The sequence below is a fragment of the Klebsiella sp. Q2 genome (genome assembly GCF_009900705.1).
GTDB lineage: Bacteria > Pseudomonadota > Gammaproteobacteria > Enterobacterales > Enterobacteriaceae > Klebsiella > Klebsiella quasipneumoniae.
Genome location: NZ_JAAABE010000004.1, coordinates 211,947 through 229,281, shown reverse-complemented (window position 1 = coordinate 229,281; position 17,335 = coordinate 211,947). Strand labels below are relative to the sequence as shown.

Annotated in this window: 14 protein-coding genes, 3 tRNA genes and 1 pseudogene; 10 read left to right on the top strand and 8 right to left on the bottom strand. The window is 58.3% G+C overall.

The features are described 5' to 3' along the window. Positions 1-222 precede the first annotated feature (222 nt). Positions 223-1,845, top strand: coding sequence for a carboxylesterase (locus GT756_RS16655; protein WP_049004400.1), 1,623 nt, complete (start codon positions 223-225; stop codon positions 1,843-1,845). Here GT756_RS16655 and GT756_RS16650 read toward each other — a convergent pair. The 3 genes and pseudogenes from GT756_RS16650 to GT756_RS16640 all read right to left on the bottom strand — a co-directional run bounded on the left by GT756_RS16650 (position 1,756) and on the right by GT756_RS16640 (position 4,485). After that, positions 1,756-2,688 (bottom strand): nucleoside recognition domain-containing protein, encoded by a 933-nt coding sequence (locus tag GT756_RS16650; protein ID WP_004203502.1) that lies wholly within the window; start codon positions 2,686-2,688, stop codon positions 1,756-1,758. The genes GT756_RS16655 and GT756_RS16650 overlap by 90 nt on opposite strands. A gap of 118 nt (positions 2,689-2,806) precedes the next feature. Beyond that, positions 2,807-3,721 (bottom strand): MDR family oxidoreductase, encoded by a 915-nt coding sequence (locus GT756_RS16645; RefSeq protein WP_224222647.1) that lies wholly within the window; start codon positions 3,719-3,721, stop codon positions 2,807-2,809. Then, positions 3,660-4,485 (bottom strand): annotated as a pseudogene (locus tag GT756_RS16640) (TetR/AcrR family transcriptional regulator). Before GT756_RS16640 ends, GT756_RS16645 begins: the two are co-directional and overlap by 62 nt. Before the next feature lie 491 nt (positions 4,486-4,976). Here GT756_RS16640 and GT756_RS16635 point away from each other — a divergent pair. Then, complete coding sequence (locus GT756_RS16635) at positions 4,977-6,611, top strand: Na+/H+ antiporter (protein WP_004203499.1); 1,635 nt, start codon at positions 4,977-4,979, stop codon at positions 6,609-6,611. A gap of 94 nt (positions 6,612-6,705) precedes the next feature. Here GT756_RS16635 and GT756_RS16630 read toward each other — a convergent pair. After that, a tRNA-Asn gene (locus GT756_RS16630) sits at positions 6,706-6,781 on the bottom strand. A gap of 330 nt (positions 6,782-7,111) precedes the next feature. Between GT756_RS16630 and nac the strand changes: the two genes are divergently transcribed. The 3 genes from nac (at position 7,112) to ldtA (ending at position 10,106) form a co-directional block, all read left to right on the top strand. Then, positions 7,112-8,029, top strand: coding sequence for a nitrogen assimilation transcriptional regulator NAC (gene nac, locus GT756_RS16625; RefSeq protein ID WP_004203498.1), 918 nt, complete (start codon positions 7,112-7,114; stop codon positions 8,027-8,029). Positions 8,030-8,135: 106 nt separating this feature from the next. Beyond that, positions 8,136-9,086 carry an HTH-type transcriptional regulator Cbl gene (gene cbl, locus GT756_RS16620; protein WP_004180456.1) on the top strand — a complete coding sequence of 317 codons (951 nt, stop codon included), beginning with the start codon at positions 8,136-8,138 and terminating at the stop codon, positions 9,084-9,086. Positions 9,087-9,164: 78 nt separating this feature from the next. Further along, positions 9,165-10,106, top strand: a complete 942-nt coding sequence (ldtA, locus tag GT756_RS16615; RefSeq protein WP_064757110.1) for a L,D-transpeptidase — start codon at positions 9,165-9,167, stop codon at positions 10,104-10,106. A gap of 89 nt (positions 10,107-10,195) precedes the next feature. Here the strand turns inward: ldtA and GT756_RS16610 are convergent. Next, a tRNA-Asn gene (locus GT756_RS16610) sits at positions 10,196-10,271 on the bottom strand. Between the two features lie 100 nt (positions 10,272-10,371). After that, complete coding sequence (gene mtfA / locus GT756_RS16605; RefSeq protein ID WP_072140495.1) at positions 10,372-11,172, bottom strand: DgsA anti-repressor MtfA; 801 nt, start codon at positions 11,170-11,172, stop codon at positions 10,372-10,374. Positions 11,173-11,262: 90 nt separating this feature from the next. Between mtfA and GT756_RS16600 the strand changes: the two genes are divergently transcribed. Beyond that, positions 11,263-11,352 (top strand) — tRNA-Ser (locus GT756_RS16600). Positions 11,353-11,626: 274 nt separating this feature from the next. Here the strand turns inward: GT756_RS16600 and ompC are convergent. After that, positions 11,627-12,763 carry a porin OmpC gene (gene ompC / locus GT756_RS16595; RefSeq protein ID WP_004203491.1) on the bottom strand — a complete coding sequence of 379 codons (1,137 nt, stop codon included), beginning with the start codon at positions 12,761-12,763 and terminating at the stop codon, positions 11,627-11,629. Between the two features lie 537 nt (positions 12,764-13,300). On the opposite strand from ompC, the gene drpB reads away from it, so the two are divergent. The 4 genes from drpB to GT756_RS16575 all read left to right on the top strand — a co-directional run bounded on the left by drpB (position 13,301) and on the right by GT756_RS16575 (position 16,286). Further along, the gene (drpB, locus tag GT756_RS16590) at positions 13,301-13,582 is read left to right on the top strand and encodes a cell division protein DrpB (protein WP_135730070.1); all 282 of its coding nucleotides are present in this window, start codon (positions 13,301-13,303) and stop codon (positions 13,580-13,582) included. 41 nt (positions 13,583-13,623) lie between these two features. Next, complete coding sequence (locus tag GT756_RS16585) at positions 13,624-14,334, top strand: phosphohydrolase (protein ID WP_135730069.1); 711 nt, start codon at positions 13,624-13,626, stop codon at positions 14,332-14,334. Between the two features lie 76 nt (positions 14,335-14,410). Beyond that, positions 14,411-15,811 carry a DNA cytosine methyltransferase gene (locus GT756_RS16580; RefSeq protein ID WP_161992938.1) on the top strand — a complete coding sequence of 467 codons (1,401 nt, stop codon included), beginning with the start codon at positions 14,411-14,413 and terminating at the stop codon, positions 15,809-15,811. Then, positions 15,792-16,286, top strand: coding sequence for a very short patch repair endonuclease (locus GT756_RS16575; RefSeq protein WP_023318645.1), 495 nt, complete (start codon positions 15,792-15,794; stop codon positions 16,284-16,286). Before GT756_RS16580 ends, GT756_RS16575 begins: the two co-directional genes overlap by 20 nt. On the opposite strand, the gene yedA is transcribed toward GT756_RS16575, so the two are convergent. Beyond that, positions 16,261-17,172 (bottom strand): drug/metabolite exporter YedA, encoded by a 912-nt coding sequence (yedA, locus tag GT756_RS16570; protein ID WP_023318644.1) that lies wholly within the window; start codon positions 17,170-17,172, stop codon positions 16,261-16,263. The genes GT756_RS16575 and yedA overlap by 26 nt on opposite strands. Positions 17,173-17,335: the final 163 nt, after the last annotated feature.

The window sequence follows — 17,335 nt, the reverse complement described above, 5'->3', positions numbered from 1 at the left end:
TGAAGGCCTGACAATAAGATTATCCCCTTGGTTTATACAGTGTTTAAAAATAGGCGACCTAACGTTGATCTCAGCGGTAGGCTTTTTTTCGCTGAACATGAATGATCTGCCGGGTTTAATTTGCCGGAGCCGATGGCTATGCTGAGAAGCAGACAGTGAAAATAGCCTGTCAGGAATAGGGCAGCTGAGTTCGGCTATGCGAAAAATAATAGAGAGAGCGTCATGAAGCATGTTTTACGCCACTGGCGAACGTCAGGCGCCGTTATTGGCTCACTGTTAAAAAAAGGGATCGTTGCGGTGCTGGCGCTGCTGGTGGTGTTTCTCGCCGGACGGATCTATGAGTCCCAGCGCGGCCCCGCGCTGCATTCCTGGCATACCTGGCATGGCAACGAGATGACGGCCAAAGAGATCGACCAGGCGACCTTTGCCCAGTATCTGGCGCGGGAGAAAACGATTTTCGCCGATCTTCAGCGCGAGGTGACAGAGGCCTTGCCGGAAGAAGATAAAACCCCTGTCAACCGCTTTTATCGCCATAGCCGGGTCTGGCCGGGGCAGTTTACGCAGGACTGGAACCGCTCTTTTGTACTATTGCCGCAGGGCAAACCGCGCGGCAGCGTGGTGCTGCTCCATGGCCTGACCGATTCGCCCTACAGCGTGCGCTATCTGGCGCAACTCTGGCGGCAGCGGGGCTATGTGGCGGTGGCGCCGCGTTTGCCGGGCCATGGCACCGCGCCGGGGGCGTTAACCGCCGTTGACTGGGAGACCTGGCTGGCGGCAACGCGTCTGGCGGTGCGCGAAGCGACGCGCCTGGCCGGGGCGGACGTGCCGCTGCATCTGGTCGGCTACTCTAACGGCGGCGCGCTGGCGCTCAAGTATGCCCTCGATAGCCTGGAGGACAGCCATTTACGCCAGCCGCAGCAGATTATCCTGCTGTCGCCGATGATCGGCGTGACGGCGTTTGCCCGTTTTGCCGGTCTCGCCGGGCTGCCGTCCATCTTCCCGGCGTTTGCCCGTGCGGCCTGGCTAAACGTGGCGCCTGAATTTAACCCGTTCAAGTACAACTCTTTTCCGGTAAAAGCGGCGAGACAGTCCTGGCTGTTAAGCCAGGCGCTGCAGCAGCAGATTATTCGCGCGTCCCGTCAGGGGGAGCTGAAAGCGCTGCCGCCAGTCCTCACCTTTCAGTCGGTGATGGATTCCACCGTCAGCACCCGGGCGGTGGTGGAGTCCCTGTATCGCTACCTGCCGGACAACGGCAGTGAGCTGGTGGTGTTCGACATAAACCAGGCGGCGGATCTCCGGGTCCTGTTCCGTCCCGCGCTCTATGCGGCGGTGAATACGCTGCTACCGCCGGCGCCGAGGGCCTATACCACCACGGTGGTGACCAACGCGACGGCGCATACGCTGCAGACCGTCGCCCGCACTACGCTGGCGCAGGAACGGGAAGAGCATCGTTATCCTCTACACCTTGCCTGGCCGGCGGATATGTACTCCCTGTCGCATGTGGCGGTGCCGTTTCCCCTGAGCGACTCGCTGTATGGCCGCGAGCCGGACGAGAAGAACCGCTACGGCATTAGCCTGGGCACCATTTCACTGCGTGGAGAAACCGGAACGCTGAGCGTGGGGCTGGAGACGTTAATGCGCGTCACCTCTAATCCTTTCTTTCCGTGGATGCTGGCGCGCGTCGATGAGCATATCGCCTGCGGCGAACAGGCGGCGGTAGTGGCCTGCCTGAAGGCGCAGGCCAGCGCGCAGGCGTTAAAAGAGGCTCAGGTGCAGGACGGTGCGCAGCAGAATGCCGACGATCGCCGCGGGAACCACGAAGCGAAACAGGCGGACAAACCGTGAGCTGATGCCGAGGAAAATACCGATTCCGGGCAGATCGAAGGTCTGGATCAGCAGGCCTGCCGAGGCGTTGACCTGGCTGACGGTGACTTTGCCCTGCTGGATCAGCTCGGAAATGACGCCAAAGTAAGCGGTGCCTCCGGCGACGCACTTCACCAGCGCCGGCAGCACAAAGTTCTGCGGAATGTGCAGCCAGCCGAGCACCGGTTTCAGCAGCTGCTGCAGCAGGTCGATGGCGCCAGCGCCCTGCAGCAGTCCGACGATGGTTAACGACAGGATCAGCATCGGCACCGCGCCGAGCGCCAGGCGGATGGCGTCGGAGCCGGCGCTATTGATCACCGCCAGAATGCCCTGACTGTTCTGCTCGGCGTTGGGCAGCGCTTCCGCGCGAGGATTCTCGGCGACCGATAAGCGCCGTCCGGTGACGTGCCAGGCGACTGCCGCCGCGCACAGGCCGCCGACCACTGAGATAACGATCGAGGCCAGCCAGTGGAGGCCGAAAGGGGTGAGGGGATAGAAGACGTTGCCTTGCCCCATGGCGAAGACCATGGCCAGCGTGGCGGCCATTTGCCGGTCAGAAACGCCGCGTTTGTCCATAATCGACAGCGTGGCCAGCGGGGCGGCGAAGCTGACAAAGTTAATCTGGATCAGGGCGAAGGCGCTCATCCCGGTTAAGCCGAAGGGCTTCAGCAATGGCGCAACCCAGCGCACAATCACATCGAGGATGCCGCGGACCTCCAGATATTTCATGATAATCAGCATGATCACCATGATCGGCAACAGCGTATACAGCGCGACGTCAACGGACGATTTGCCCGCCGCCATAATGATGCTTATGACATCCATTTACGTTCTTTACCACTCGCAAAGCCATTCGTTCGCGTCATCATAATCCCGTGGGGAAGGAAATGATATGTCAGGATCGCCCCGGGGACCGGCGCCATGGGGCGCCGGGAGGAGAGAATTACTGGCCGATGTTGACCAGCGTGCGGCCATGAATATTGTTGCTGAGGAAATCTGCGGCATACGCTGGCGCCTGCTCCAGCGTGATTTCGGTGGCTGCCTGCTGGTAGTAGCCCTCCGGCAGCAGCTGGGCCAGACGCTGCCAGACCGCGTCGCGTTCTGCGGTGGGCACCATCACCGAATCCACCCCCTGCAGACGCACATTGCGCAGAATAAACGGCATTACGGTGGTCGGCAGATCGAAGCCCCCGGCCAGACCGCAGGCGGCGACGCAGCCGCGATAGTGCGTTTGCGCCAGCACTTTAGCCAGCATCGTGCCGCCAACGGTATCCACCGCGCCCGCCCACAGCTGTTTCTCCAGCGGGCGGGTCTCTGCGAAGTCGCTGCGCGGCAGGATGGCGTCGGCGCCGAGCTGGCGAAGGTAATCGTGCGTCGACTCGCGGCCCGATACTGCTGTCACCCGGTAGCCGAGCGCTTTCAGCAGTACCACGGCGGTGCTGCCGACCCCGCCGCTGGCGCCGGTGACCAGGATATCACCGCTTTCCGGGGTGATGCCCGCACTGACGAGGGCATCGACGCACAGCATTGCGGTAAAGCCGGCGGTGCCGATGATCATCGCCTGGCGCGCGCTGAGTGCCTCCGGCAGGGCAACCAGCCAGTCGCCTTTGACACAGGCCTCGGTGGCCAGACCGCCCCAGTGGTTTTCGCCCACGCCCCAGCCGGTGAGGATCACGGCCTGGCCGGGAACAAAGCGCGGATCGCGGCTTTCACTTACCCTGCCGGCAAAATCAATCCCCGGCACCATCGGGAACTGGCGGATGATTTTGCCTTTGCCGGTGATCGCCAGGGCATCTTTATAGTTGAGACTCGACCAGTCGATGGCGACCCGCACGTCGCCTTCGGCAAGGGCGGGCAGGTCAATCGCTTTGACGGCGACCACGGTGCGGTTGTCAATCTGGTCCAGAACTAATGCTTTCATGACTGAGTATTCCTCGTCTGAAGGGAGTTATCGGCGCTATCGCCGTCCTGTGCAGGTGTTATTGTCATCATATTGTGCGCAAAGAAATCCCAGTACTGGTTAAGGGGAGCGGCGGACTGGACCAGCCTGGCGCGCATCACCGCGCCTTCCCAGCCGATCCAGAACACCTGGGCCAGCGCCTCCGGTGAGGTGTCGCTGGCAATCGCCCCGGCAGCCTGCGCCTCGTGCAGGCAGCGGGCCACGCGCGCCTCCCATGCCGCCAGGATGGCCTGCAACCGCTGGGTAAATGCCTCGGGCAACAGCGGAGCTTCCTGCAGCAGGTTGCCTACCAGACAGCCGCGACGAAACTGGTATTTCTCCATTCCCTGACCGGCATCTCGCACGAAGGCCGCCATCCGTTCCAGCGGCGGCACGGCGTCGTCCAGCAGGAATTTATCTAATTTATGCGCAAAGTAGTCGCCATAGGCGGCAAGCACGGCGAGGCCAAAGGCCTCCTTGCTTTTGAAACAGTGGTAAAACGACCCCTTTGGCACGGCGATATTCTTGATTACCGCATCAATCCCCGCCGCGAGATAGCCCGTTTCGGTCAGCACCTCCAGGCCCGAGCGAATCAGCGCCTGGCGGGTGTCGACAAACTGCCGATTGGCCTTTGGCGGTCGGCCGCGGCGGGGCTTCAGGTTGGCGGAGATAGCGGGATTCATCATTTAGACCGTGTGGTTTAATTGTTTGTCAGGGTACCCCCAATCCTGGTATGGGGCAAGCAATGTATGGCAGCGAAGGGCGGGATTTCGAGGCATTCGGCTTATGAAGGCGACGCGGATTATCCATAATGGCTAATGCATAGATATCGGCCGTTACGACAGAGAATATCAATCCGCTGAGGCTATTCCGCTGACCATATATCTCTCTGGTCGCCACGGAATGATAAGGATGAATGGTAGAGATTATATTGCCGGGCTGACGATGATTTGCAGACCATAGCGGATTGACAATGCCGGCATGATAAAACACATTGTCCCCCCTGAACGGGCGCCGGTTGCCACCTCAGTTTAAATAAACACGCCGCCAGACAGGAAAGCCTGTCCTTTATTATCGGCGTCTGGATAAATAACCCGCCGCTGAAACCACACCTGCGAAAAAGGAATAACAGCCTGATGTACAGAATGAATATTGCCGTCAAAGGAGGGGAGGAATGTCTCTAATCGCTATTGTGCTGGTCTTTATCATGGCCATCGTGGTGACGGTGTTCATTTCCCATCTTCTGCCCGTTAAAGTGCCGCTGCCGTTGATCCAGATTGCGGCGGGCGCCGCGCTGGCCGCCGGTGGTTTTCAGGTCGATTTCGATCCGCACATCTTTTTGCTGTTGTTTATCCCGCCGCTGCTTTTCCTCGATGGCTGGCGGATCCCGAAAGACGCGTTTTTCCGCGATATGAAGCCGATTCTGTCGCTGGCGATAGGCCTGGTGATGGTGACTATCCTCGGTATTGGCCTGTTTATTCACTGGCTTATTCCGGCGATTACCGTGGCGGCGGGGTTCGCCCTGGCGGCGATTCTGTCACCTACCGATCCGGTGGCGGTATCGGCAATGACCGCCAGCTCGCCGCTGCCTTCCCGGATGGCGCATATCCTCGAAGGGGAGTCGCTGTTAAACGATGCTTCGGGTCTCGTCGCTTTTAATTTTGCCATCGCCGCGGTGCTGACCGGCAGCTTCTCACCGGGAGAGGCGGTGATGAAGTTTTTCCTGATGGCGTTCGGGGGCATCCTCAGTGGGCTCGTGGTGGTGTGGGTCACCGGCAAATGTAATAACTTTCTGGTGCGGCGCACCCGCGAGGAGCCGGCCATCCAGATCCTGATCAGCCTGCTTATCCCCTTCGCCGCCTACCTGCTGGCCGAGGCGTTCCATGTCTCCGGCATTCTTGCCGCCGTCGCCGCCGGCATTGCGATGCACTATGAGCAGCTGTCGGGGCCACGGCTTCCCGCGACGCGCATGAAAAGCAGCGCGGTGTGGTCCATGCTGCAGACTACCCTCAATGGGATGATCTTCCTGATGCTGGGCGAGCAGTTGCCCCGCATGCTCAGGACGTTGCCGGCGGTAGCCAGCCAGGCCGGCGTCCCTTCGCCCTGGTATCTGCTGCTGTACGCCGTGGCCATCACTCTCGCGCTCGGTCTGATGCGTTTCGCCTGGGTATGGCTGTCGATGACGCTGACCATTTTTCGCCGTAAACGCCGGGGCAAGGCCATCACCGTCCGTCCGCGATTCAGCATCCTCGCCGTCATGGCGCTGGCGGGGGTTAAAGGCTCCGTGACGCTCGCCGGTATTCTGACGCTGCCGGCGGTGCTGGCGGATGGTTCACCATTCCCGGGCCGCGAACTGCTGATCTTTCTCTCAATGGCGGTGATCCTGATGTCGCTGGTGGTGGCGGCTATCGGTCTGCCGTTCATGACCCGCTATCTTGCCGATGATTTACCCCATGACACCGGCAAGGACGATATTGGCGCCGTCATGACCGAAGTGGCCATCAACCGGCTAAATGCGCTACTCGACGAGCCGGTGGAGGATCCCACTGAGCAGGCCCTGCGGGCGGATGCCGGTAATATGCTGCTGGAAACCTACCAGCGTCGGCTTCACTATAACGACAATGACGAAGGGCAGGACGTCGGGCTGGAGCTGGCGAAGCGCGCCAGGCTGGAGAAATATATGCAAAGAGAGGTCATTATCGCCCAGCGTCAGGAGCTGTTCCGGCTGCGTCGCGCCCACAACATTAGCGATATCACCTTTTATGAGGTGCTGCGGGAGATAGACCTGAAGGAAGAGAGTTTGCGCTAGGGGCGCCATTGCTGGAGGGGGATCCTTCGCCCTCCGGCCGCGCAGCTGGCGCGGAAAAGCAAAAAGCCTGCTCGAAAGCAGGCTTTTTTAAATTTGGCTCCTCTGACTGGACTCGAACCAGTGACATACGGATTAACAGTCCGCCGTTCTACCGACTGAACTACAGAGGAATCGTGTGAACGGGGCGCATATTAACGATGCCACCCGGCCTTGTCAAAGCCTGATTCAAAGAATTGCGTTCGACTGCTGACAATTTCAGCAACCCTCACTCGTGCGCTGTTTTTTTCAGCAGATTGCACCGTTGTAGTGCGAATGTACCCCTAATGGGGCATACCACAATCTGCTTACCGGGCAAATAAAAACCGGATTGCTATCACTATCCCTTATAACACCGCCTGTGGCGGGCAGCGGCAGCGGAAATGAAAAGCTGGCAAGCAAATTGCAAAACCAGTTTCATCATACTTCCAGCGTTGACGCTGGCGTTCCTTACAGGAGGCAAAATGAACTTAAGACGACTGAAATATTTTGTGAAAATCGTCGATATCGGCAGTCTGACCCAGGCCGCTGAAGTCTTGCACATCGCCCAACCGGCCCTCAGCCAGCAGGTCGCGACCCTGGAAGGTGAAATGGACCAGCAGCTGCTGATACGCACTAAGCGAGGGGTCACGCCAACGGAAGCCGGTAAAATCCTGTATACCCATGCGCGGACCATCCTGCGCCAGTGTGAGCAGGCGCAGCTGGCGGTCAATAACGTCGGTCAGACGCTGCGTGGCCAGGTCTCGATCGGCCTGGCGCCGGGCACGGCGGCCTCCGCCATTACTATGCCGTTGCTGCAGACGGTGCGTAATGAACTGCCCGAGGTGATGGTCTATCTGCAGGAGAGCAGCGGCACGGCGCTGAATGACAAGCTGCTGGCGGGCCAGCTGGATATGGCGGTGCTGTATGAGCGTTCGCCGGTGGCCGGCATCGTCAGCCAGCCGCTGCTGAAAGAAGATCTCTACCTGGTCGGTACCCGCGATTGCCCGGGGCAGAGCGTGGACCTCACGGCGGTGGCGGAGATGAACCTGTTTCTGCCGCGCGACTACAGCGCTGTACGGGCGCGGGTCACCGAAGCGTTCACCCTGCGTCGGCTGTCGGCGAAAATTATCGGCGAGATTGAATCCATTACCACCCTGACCGCGGCCATCGCCAGCGGCATGGGGGCGACGGTCCTGCCGGAATCCGCTGCCCGCTCCCTGTGCGGCGCGGCGAACGGCTGGATGGCGCGGATTAGCACGCCGTCAATGAGCCTGTCGCTGTCGCTTAACATGTCGGCGCGCGGCGGTTTGTCGCCGCAGGCGCAGGCGGTGAAGGAGATCCTGCTGTCTCTGGTGAGCCGTCCATCGCTGGAGAACCGCGAACTGCAACTGGTGAGTTAGGCTATATTCTCTTAAGGAATAAGTTGCTGGTTTTTATTATTTGTTACCCGGGACAACAGACTTTAACAATAGCAGATACGTTAAGTCCATTGGCCCGGAGGAAAGGGTGAACTTCCAGCAACTGAAAATTATCCGTGAGGCGGCCCGTCAGGATTACAACCTGACGGAAGTCGCGAATATGCTCTATACCTCGCAGTCAGGCGTCAGCCGCCATATCCGGGAACTGGAAGAGGAGCTGGGGATTGAGATCTTTATCCGTCGCGGCAAACGCCTGTTAGGCATGACCGAGCCGGGTAAAGCGCTGTTATCCATTGCCGAGCGGATCCTCAATGAAGCCAGCAACGTCCGGCGGCTGGCGGATCTCTTCACTAACGATGCCTCCGGCGTCTTAACCATCGCCACCACCCATACTCAGGCGCGCTACAGCCTGCCCCCGGTGATTAAAGCTTTCCGCGAGCTGTTCTCCGACGTTCGCGTCGAGCTGGTGCAGGGCACCCCGCAGGAAATCGAAGCGCTGTTGCATAACGGCGGGGCGGATATCGGCATCGCCAGCGAGCGTCTGAGCAACGACCCGACGCTGGCGGCTTTCCCCTGGTTCCGTTGGCATCACAGCCTGCTGGTACCCAAAGACCATCCCCTGACCCAGGTGTCTCCTCTGACGCTGGAGGCGATTGCCCGCTGGCCGTTAATCACCTATCGCCAGGGGATCACCGGCCGTTCGCGGATCGATGAGGCCTTCAACCGCAAAGGGCTGATGCCGGATATTGTGCTGAGCGCCCAGGATTCCGATGTCATCAAGACCTACGTCGAGCTGGGGCTGGGCGTCGGGCTGGTCGCTGAGCAGTCCGGGGATGCCCGCGAAGCGGACACCTTTACGCGCCTCGATACCCGCCATCTGTTTGATGCCAATACCGTGTGGCTGGGACTGAAGCGGGGCCAGCTGCAGCGTAATTACGTCTGGCGCTTTATCGAATTGTGCAATGCCGGACTGTCGCTGGATGAGATCAAACGCCAGGCGATGGAGCCGGAAGAGGCCGCTATCGACTATCAGATTTAAGGAAATGCTGGCCAGCGGATCGGGGAGAGGAAATACCGCTATAATTCACACACGAGAGTCGCGACTGAGGAAGGGAAAATGACGATGCGGCGTGTGAAATTACTTTGTTCGGCGCTGATGCTTCTCGCCAGCCACAGCGCGCTGGCCGTTAGCTATCCGCTGCCGCCGGAGGGGAGCCGTCTGGTGGGCAGCGCATTTACCATTGCCGTGCCGGAGAACAACACTCAACCACTGGAAAGTTTTGCCGCCCAGTACGGCCAGGGGTTGAGCAATATGCTGGAGGCTAACCCCGGCGTCGATGTCTATTTGCCGCACTCCGGTTCGACGCTGACCATTCCGCAACAGCTGATCCTGCCTGACACCGTGCGGGAGGGGATCGTCATCAACGTCGCCGAGATGCGTCTCTATTATTACCCACCGCTGGGCAATAGCGTGGAAGTCCTGCCAATCGGCATTGGTCAGGCGGGACGCGAAACGCCGCGTAACTGGGTGACGGCGGTAGAGCGCAAGCAGGAGGGACCCACCTGGGTACCGACCGCCAATACCCGCCGCGAGTATGCGAAAGAGGGCAAAACGCTGCCGGCTATGGTGCCGCCCGGGCCCGATAATCCGATGGGGCTGTATGCGATCTATATCGGCAGGCTGTACGCCATCCACGGCACCAATGCCAACTTTGGTATCGGGCTGCGCGTCAGCCAGGGATGCATCCGCCTGCGTAATGACGACATTAAATTCCTGTTTGATAACGTGCCGGTTGGGACGCGCGTCCAGCTCATCGATCAGCCGGTGAAGTACAGCGTGGAGCCGGACGGCAGTCACTGGCTGGAGGTGCACGAGCCGCTGTCGCGCAACCGCGCGGAGTTTGAATCCGACAGAAAAGTCCCCTTGCCGATGACCTCGGCGCTGCGCGAGTTTACTCAGGGGCCGGGAGTGAGTCCTTCGCAGGCCGAGCAAACCCTGCAGCGCCGCTCCGGCATGCCGGTGAATATCAGCGCCACAGCGGCGCAGGGAAGTTTGTAGCGGTGGAAAAAGTTAAGCCTTGATGCGGGATGGCGGCCCGGCGGGGCCCGAAAAGCAAAAAGCCTGCTTAAAAGCAGGCTTTTTAAATTTGGCTCCTCTGACTGGACTCGAACCAGTGACATACGGATTAACAGTCCGCCGTTCTACCGACTGAACTACAGAGGAATCGTGTGAACGAGGCGCATACTACTGGCCCGGCATTTTTGTGTCAACACTAAAATTAACTTGCTGATTCAAATGGCTAAATTTAGCTCAACACGTTGTTTTAGTGAACAGTGCGCCGATCGTCTTCGTCCTGCAGGCCATTCTCCCGTCTGCGCGCCAGCGGATCCTGGCGGTAAAAATGGCAAAAACGCTGCCACAGGGCCGGGAAGCGGGGCGCGAACAGTTCAGGCGCGCTGAAAAAATATTCCGATAGGACGGCAAAGCACTCAGCGGGATCGGTGGCGGCATAGGCGTCAATGCTGGCTGCGCTTTCCCCCACCAGATCTATCTCATCCTGAATGTTGTTCATCGCCGCGTGGAGATCGTGCTCCCAACCGGCGACTTCGCGCAGTGGGATCAGCGGCACCCCGCTGGCCCGATCGCCATTCCGCGTATCGAGCTTATGCGCTACCTCATGCACCACAAGGTTAAAACCTGACGCATCAAAGGAGTCCTGAATATCCAGCCAGTTCAGCACCACGGGACCCTGCTGCCAGCTTTGCCCCGATTGCACCACCCGCTGGTTGTGGACCAGGCCAATATCATCCTCCCATTCATCATCCACGACAAACGGGGCAGGATAGATCAGCACTTCATGAAAACCGTCCAGCCACTCTATCCCCAGCTCAAGTACCGGCAGGCAAAAGAGCATAGCTATCCGCGCCTGATGCAGCGGAGTCAGCTCCAGTCCCTGAAGCGCTACCAGACGTTTTTGCTGTAGGAAACGGCCAGCCATCTGCGTCAGCTTATGCTGCTCAGCGGGCGAAAGGTGGGCTAAAACCGGAATGGCAAGCGCTTGCTCCCAGGGCATCTCTGCGTTGCCGGACTCATCATCTGCTTTCCAGGGCCATTTAAACATCATATTGCTCGCAAAGTCGTCACTTGAACACGATTACCGAAACGGGAGCTATTAAAATGCCAAAGATCCTGGCATTATAGCAACCACAACAGCGGAGAGATGCCGGAGCGGCTGAACGGACCGGTCTCGAAAACCGGAGTAGGGGCAACTCTACCGGGGGTTCAAATCCCCCTCTCTCCGCCACTCTTCTTTCTCTGACCATTCCCCTTCAATAATACCGTTAGCTTCAGGTATAACGCCTGCGCTGGGGTATCGCCATCATCATCGTCCTGGTTTCAGCGTAAAGACGCGGTACTGTGCCTTGTCCTTGTGTGGTCTTACCGCCGCAATTTGCCCGAACGAGCTTAAACGCATCATAAAGAGGGAAGGTACGCCTGGAAAGCGGCAATGTCGAAAAGAGTGATCTCAACGGAGCGGGAACAAGAAAAAGCCCGCTGAGCGCGGGCTTAGATGGGGATCAGAACTGGTAAACCAGACCGAGGGCCACGATATCATCGGTCGAGATACCGTTGTTGCTGTAGAAGCGATCGTCTTCGTCCAGCAGATTGATTTTATAATCCACATAGGTGGACATATTTTTATTGAAGTAGTAGGTCATGCCGATGTCGACATACTTGACCAGATCCTTGTCGCCGAAGCGAGAAGAGGAGTAGAGATCTTTACCCTTTGATTGCAGATAGGCCACAGACGGACGCAGCGGTAAATTATACTCATCGAACTGGTACTGGGCGACGACTTCAAAGTTCTGCGTCTTGTTGGCAATAGCGCCGTTGCCGTAGAAGGTCATGTTGCGGGTTTCCGCATACATGGCGGCCAGATAGATGTTGTTGGCGTCATATTTGGCGCCGACGGTCCAGGCGTCGGCTTTATCACCGTTGGCATAAATATGGCTGCTACGTGCTGCCGCCAGCTGGTTATGGGTACGGTCGGAAGATGAGTAGGCGGCCCCGAAGCTGATGCCCATATCGAGATCGTAGTAGCTGGAGATACCAAACCCGTCGCCATTTTCCCGCGCCAGTTTACGAGCACCACCGTTGTTAGTGCCTTCGCCAGAACCGGCGTTTTCATTATTACCCTGATACTGCAGGGCGAAATGCAGGCCGTCGACGAGGCCGAAGAAATCGCTGTTACGGTAGGTGGCCACCCCGTTGGTGCGGCCGGTCATGTAGACGTCGGTCTGGGTGTAGGTATCGCCGCCGAATTCTGGCAGCATATCAGTCCAGGATTCGATGTCGTACACCACGCCGTAATTACGGCCATAGTCCAGTGAGCCATAGTCAGCAAACTTCAGACCGGCGAAGGCCAGACGGGTCCAGGAATTCGCTCCTTCATTTTCGCTGGTATTGGCCTTGATATTGTATTCCCACTGACCGTAGCCGGTTAACTCGGGAGCGATCTGCGTTTCGCCTTTGATGCCAAAGCGTGCATAGGTCTGATCGCCGTCCTCTGAAGTGTCGTCTGAGAAATAGTGCAGGCCGGCGACTTTCCCGTAAAGGTCCAGTTTGTTGCCGTTGTTGTTATAGATTTCCGCGGCATTAACGGCATTGGCCATTAATAATGCCGGAACCATGAGAGCCAGTACTTTTCTTTTCATTATATATTCCCTTTTAATAATAATTTCTGTGAATTATGACAATCCCTCCGGAATGACTATCAGATACTAACGACCAGGTTCATTTTTATTTAAAATAAAATATGTAAATAAATAATGTAAGATATTGCAAAATATTTCCAAATGGTTCGTTATATTAAATTTAAATGAATCTTCTTTTATTATTATTTTATTATATAGCAATGGGTTATGTTGTTTTGTTGCGGGCTCGGTTAACCAAATGAAATTATTTGTATAAATTTACGGCGAGAGGGTTATTCAGCATTTAAATATAATTTATGAGTCAAACTCGCCGGGGAAGATAAGTACAATACGCGGCATGGTTGATGTCGTTAATGTTTAATCCTGTGGGTAAGTAATAAAGAACAAACCCTTGGGTATTTCCATTGGCAGCATAAGTGATAAGTAGGTGCAGAAGACAAGGATGAAACTGCTGCCTGTGGCGCAGGTTGGCGGTATAATGTGATGCGTATCACGTTTTGGGTGACAGTAGTATGATTTGTCACGGAGAAGAATGAGATGGAAGAGCAGGCAAAACGCAGCCCGGGCGGCAAACTCGCGGTCTGGGCGTTGTATGCCTTTTGCGGATATTGTGTCTGGGTCATTGTGCGTTACTGGTGGGTGGTAGGGAAAATTCACAGCGTTCCCGGCGCCAGCGCGGAGGGCGACTTTGGCACAATGGCAGGGAAATGGCTTGGCGCCCTGTTGGGGATGCTGGTGCTCGCCGGCATTGGCGCGATCCTAGGTGCTGTCGTCTGGTATACACGGCCCGCCAGAAGCAGGCGGGATCATCGGTCGTAAAGTTGCTATGCTCGAGGCTGACCTTCAGATAAGGAACGCCTATGAACCTGGTAGACTGGCAGCAACGATTTGAGCACTGGATACTGACGCACCACGCCCAGGAGGATGCGGCGCACGATCTGTCCCATTTTCGTCGCGTCTGGGCCACCGCCAACCGGCTGGCCGCCGGGGAGGTGGAAGTCGACAGGCTGGTGCTTCTCACGGCCTGCTATTTTCATGACATTGTCAGTCTGCCTAAAAATCATCCGGAGCGAAGCCGCTCTTCGATGATGGCTGCCGAGAAAACCCTTGCGATTTTGCAGTCGTCGTTTACCGATTTTCCCGCAGACCGCTATGCGGCGGTCAGCCATGCTATTGAGGCGCACAGCTTTAGCGCGGCGATCCCGCCGCGCACGCTGGAGGCGAAAATCGTCCAGGACGCCGACCGTCTCGAGTCGCTTGGGGCGATTGGCCTGGCGCGGGTCTTCGCCGTCGCCGGCGCCCTGAACACCATTCTGTTTGATGCCGACGATCCTTTCGCCGACCGGCGAGCGCTGGATGACAGAAAATATGCCCTCGACCATTTCCAGTGCAAACTCCTGCGCCTGCCGGAAACCATGCAGACCGCCGCAGGAAGGGCTATGGCGCAGCATAATGCGCGCTTCCTCGTTGAGTTTATGGCCAAGATCAGCGCGGAGCTGAAGGGGGAGCCTATGGCGCTGGATGAGGCGGTTTTACGCCGCTTTGCACCACAGCCGTCAACCGACCAGTGATTTATGGTACTCTCTGCAAAAATCGTCCGCGCTGGTTGAGGATATGCCACAAAAGTTAATCAAGGAAAACAGGTCGTTGTCATTGACGGAGCAGGCCGGTGAAGAGGCTCAGGCGCTGCTGCGTCAGCTGATGACGATCTACGATGTGAAAACGCTGGTCGCCGAGCTGGTTAGCGTCGGGGAGCAGCACTGGAGCGCGGCGATCCTCAAGCGCGTGGCGGCCCTCGGCCGCGCGGCGGGGCGTTTGCGTCCGCAGGAGGTCGCTCATCTGGCGACGCTGCTGCCGGCGCCGCCGGCCCATCATCCGCACTATGGGTTCCGCTTTGTCGATCTGTTTGCCGGTATCGGCGGGATCCGCAGCGGTTTTGAAGCCATCGGCGGGCAGTGCGTCTTTACCAGCGAGTGGAATAAGCATGCGGTGCGCACCTATAAGGCCAACTGGTATTGCGATCCGCAGCAACACCGTTTCAATGAAGATATCCGCGATATCACCCTCAGCCATCGCCCCGACGTTAGCGATGACGAGGCGGCGCAGCATATCCGCGAGACTATCCCGCAGCATGATGTGCTGCTGGCCGGCTTTCCCTGCCAGCCTTTCTCACTCGCCGGCGTATCGAAAAAAAATGCCATGGGTCGCGCCCACGGCTTTGCCTGCGAAACCCAGGGGACGCTGTTTTTTGATGTGGTGAGAATTATCGCCGCCCGTCAGCCGGCGATCTTTGTGCTGGAGAATGTTAAAAATCTCAAAAGTCACGATCAGGGACGCACCTTCCGCATCATCATGCAGACGCTGGATGAGCTGGGGTATGAGGTCGCTGACGCCGGGCATAGCGGGCCGGACGATCCGAAAGTGATCGACGGGCGCCATTTCTTACCACAGCACCGGGAGCGCATCGTGCTGGTAGGCTTCCGTCGCGATCTGCACCTGCACGAAGGGTTTACGCTGCGCGATATCGCGGCGCTTTATCCGGCGGTTCGGCCAACATTTGGCGAGCTGCTGGAGCCGACGGTGGATGCCAAATTTATCCTCACGCCGGTACTGTGGAAATATCTTTATCGCTATGCGCGCAAGCATCAGGCGCGGGGCAATGGCTTTGGTTATGGCCTGGTGGACCCCGCGAATCCCCACAGCGTGGCCCGGACGCTCTCCGCCCGCTACTATAAAGATGGCGCCGAAATTCTCGTCGATCGCGGCTGGGACCGGCCGCTGGGCGAGACGCATTTTGACGATCCGCAGAATCAACAGCGGCGTCCTCGTCGGCTGACGCCGCGGGAGTGCGCCCGATTGATGGGCTTCGAATCGCCTCAGGGGGCGCGTTTCCGCATCCCGGTGTCGGATACCCAGGCCTATCGTCAGTTCGGCAACTCGGTAGTGGTTCCGGTCTTCGCCGCGGTGGCGAAGCTCCTGGCCCCGCGCATCGCTCAGGCGGTGGCGCGTCGCGAAGCGGATGATAACGATGGCGGATGTTCACGATAAAGCCACACGCAGTAAAAATATGCGGGCTATCGCCACGCGCGATACGGCGATCGAAAAGCGGATAGCGGCGCTGTTGACTCAGGCGGGATTCACCTTTATTGCTCAGGATCGCGAGCTGCCGGGGCGCCCCGATTTCGCTTTACCCGACTACCGTTGCGTCATCTTTACCCACGGCTGTTTCTGGCACCACCATGACTGTTACCTGTTTAAGGTGCCGGCCACCCGGACGGCGTTCTGGCTGGACAAGATCGCCGGCAACGTAGCGCGCGATGCCCGTGACCGGCAAAAGCTGGCCGCGCAGGGCTGGCGGGTGCTTATCGTCTGGGAGTGCGCCCTGCGCGGTCGCCTGAAGCTGAATGACGAGGCGCTCACCGAGCGTCTGGAAGAGTGGATCTGCGGCGCCGGACACGACGCGCAGATCGACACCCAGGGGATCCGCGAACTGGCGCTTATTTCGACGCCTTACAAGGAGTAACTTCGCTGCGAACCGGGAAGAGATATTTGCCCAGCGTCACCAGCACGACGGCGAAAATAATCACCGCCAGCGCCAGCCACTCGATCAGTGACAGGCTTTCGCCACCGAATCCGGTGCCAAGGAGAACCGCTACCACCGGGTTGACATAGGCGTAGCTGGTGGCCACCGCCGGGGTGACATTGCGGATCAAAAACATGTAGGCGTTGATGGCAATCAGCGAGCCAAAGATAGCCAGATAGGCTACGGCGGCGATCCCGGACCACGACGGAACGCGGGTTAAGGTTTCACCGCTCAGCCATGAGGCGGCCAGCAGGACGATCCCGGCGGCGAGCATCTCGATTGCCCCCGCCATCATGCCGGTCGGCAGCACGATCCGCGAGCCGTAAACCGAGCCGAAGGCCCAGCTCAGAGAGCCAATCAGAATCAGCAGTGCGCCCCAGGGGTTGCCGTTCAGGTTGCCCCCGCTGTTAAGCATCACAATACCCGCGAGGCCAATGGCAATCCCCAGCCACTCCAGCTTCCGAGTGGCGATGCCGAAAAAGCGGCTGAAGCACAGGGTGAACAGCGGAACGGTGGCGACCATCACCGCGGCGATCCCGGAGGGAACGTGCTGATGTTCGGCCAGGGTGACAAAGCCGTTGCCGACGGCCAGCAGCAAAACCCCGATCAGCGCGGCATTAAGCAACGGCCTGCGGGCCGGCAGTTTATGGCCGGTGGCCAACAGCCATCCCAGCAGCAGCACGCCGGCAGAGAGAAAGCGAATTCCGGCCATCATCAGCGGCGGCCAGCTGGCGACGCCGACGGCGATGGCGAAATAGGTAGAGCCCCAAATGATATACAGCGCAAACAGCGCCCCGATAAGCGGTAACAGCTGACGGGTAGACATACTTCCTCACGACGGTGCAGAGATAGAAAGGGGACATATAGTAAACGTGAAAACTATCCTGCTGGCGAGCGCTTAATTTGCGCCAGGTTGTTAAATTTATATTGACTAATTGTACCTTGGGCAGCGGCCGTTTTTTAACGCATACTCGAGGGAGACATTGATG

What these genes read in the sequence shown, in the direction of transcription:
- ompC (WP_004203491.1), bottom strand. Translation starts at nt 12,763, where the DNA reads ATGAAAAGAAAAGTACTGGCTCTCATGGTTCCGGCATTATTAATGGCC.
- GT756_RS16575 (WP_023318645.1), top strand. Translation starts at nt 15,792, where the DNA reads ATGGCGGATGTTCACGATAAAGCCACACGCAGTAAAAATATGCGGGCT.
- GT756_RS16585 (WP_135730069.1), top strand. Translation starts at nt 13,624, where the DNA reads ATGAACCTGGTAGACTGGCAGCAACGATTTGAGCACTGGATACTGACG.
- nac (WP_004203498.1), top strand. Translation starts at nt 7,112, where the DNA reads ATGAACTTAAGACGACTGAAATATTTTGTGAAAATCGTCGATATCGGC.
- GT756_RS16650 (WP_004203502.1), bottom strand. Translation starts at nt 2,688, where the DNA reads ATGGATGTCATAAGCATCATTATGGCGGCGGGCAAATCGTCCGTTGAC.
- GT756_RS16635 (WP_004203499.1), top strand. Translation starts at nt 4,977, where the DNA reads ATGTCTCTAATCGCTATTGTGCTGGTCTTTATCATGGCCATCGTGGTG.
- drpB (WP_135730070.1), top strand. Translation starts at nt 13,301, where the DNA reads ATGGAAGAGCAGGCAAAACGCAGCCCGGGCGGCAAACTCGCGGTCTGG.
- yedA (WP_023318644.1), bottom strand. Translation starts at nt 17,172, where the DNA reads ATGTCTACCCGTCAGCTGTTACCGCTTATCGGGGCGCTGTTTGCGCTG.
- mtfA (WP_072140495.1), bottom strand. Translation starts at nt 11,172, where the DNA reads ATGATGTTTAAATGGCCCTGGAAAGCAGATGATGAGTCCGGCAACGCA.
- GT756_RS16655 (WP_049004400.1), top strand. Translation starts at nt 223, where the DNA reads ATGAAGCATGTTTTACGCCACTGGCGAACGTCAGGCGCCGTTATTGGC.
- ldtA (WP_064757110.1), top strand. Translation starts at nt 9,165, where the DNA reads ATGACGATGCGGCGTGTGAAATTACTTTGTTCGGCGCTGATGCTTCTC.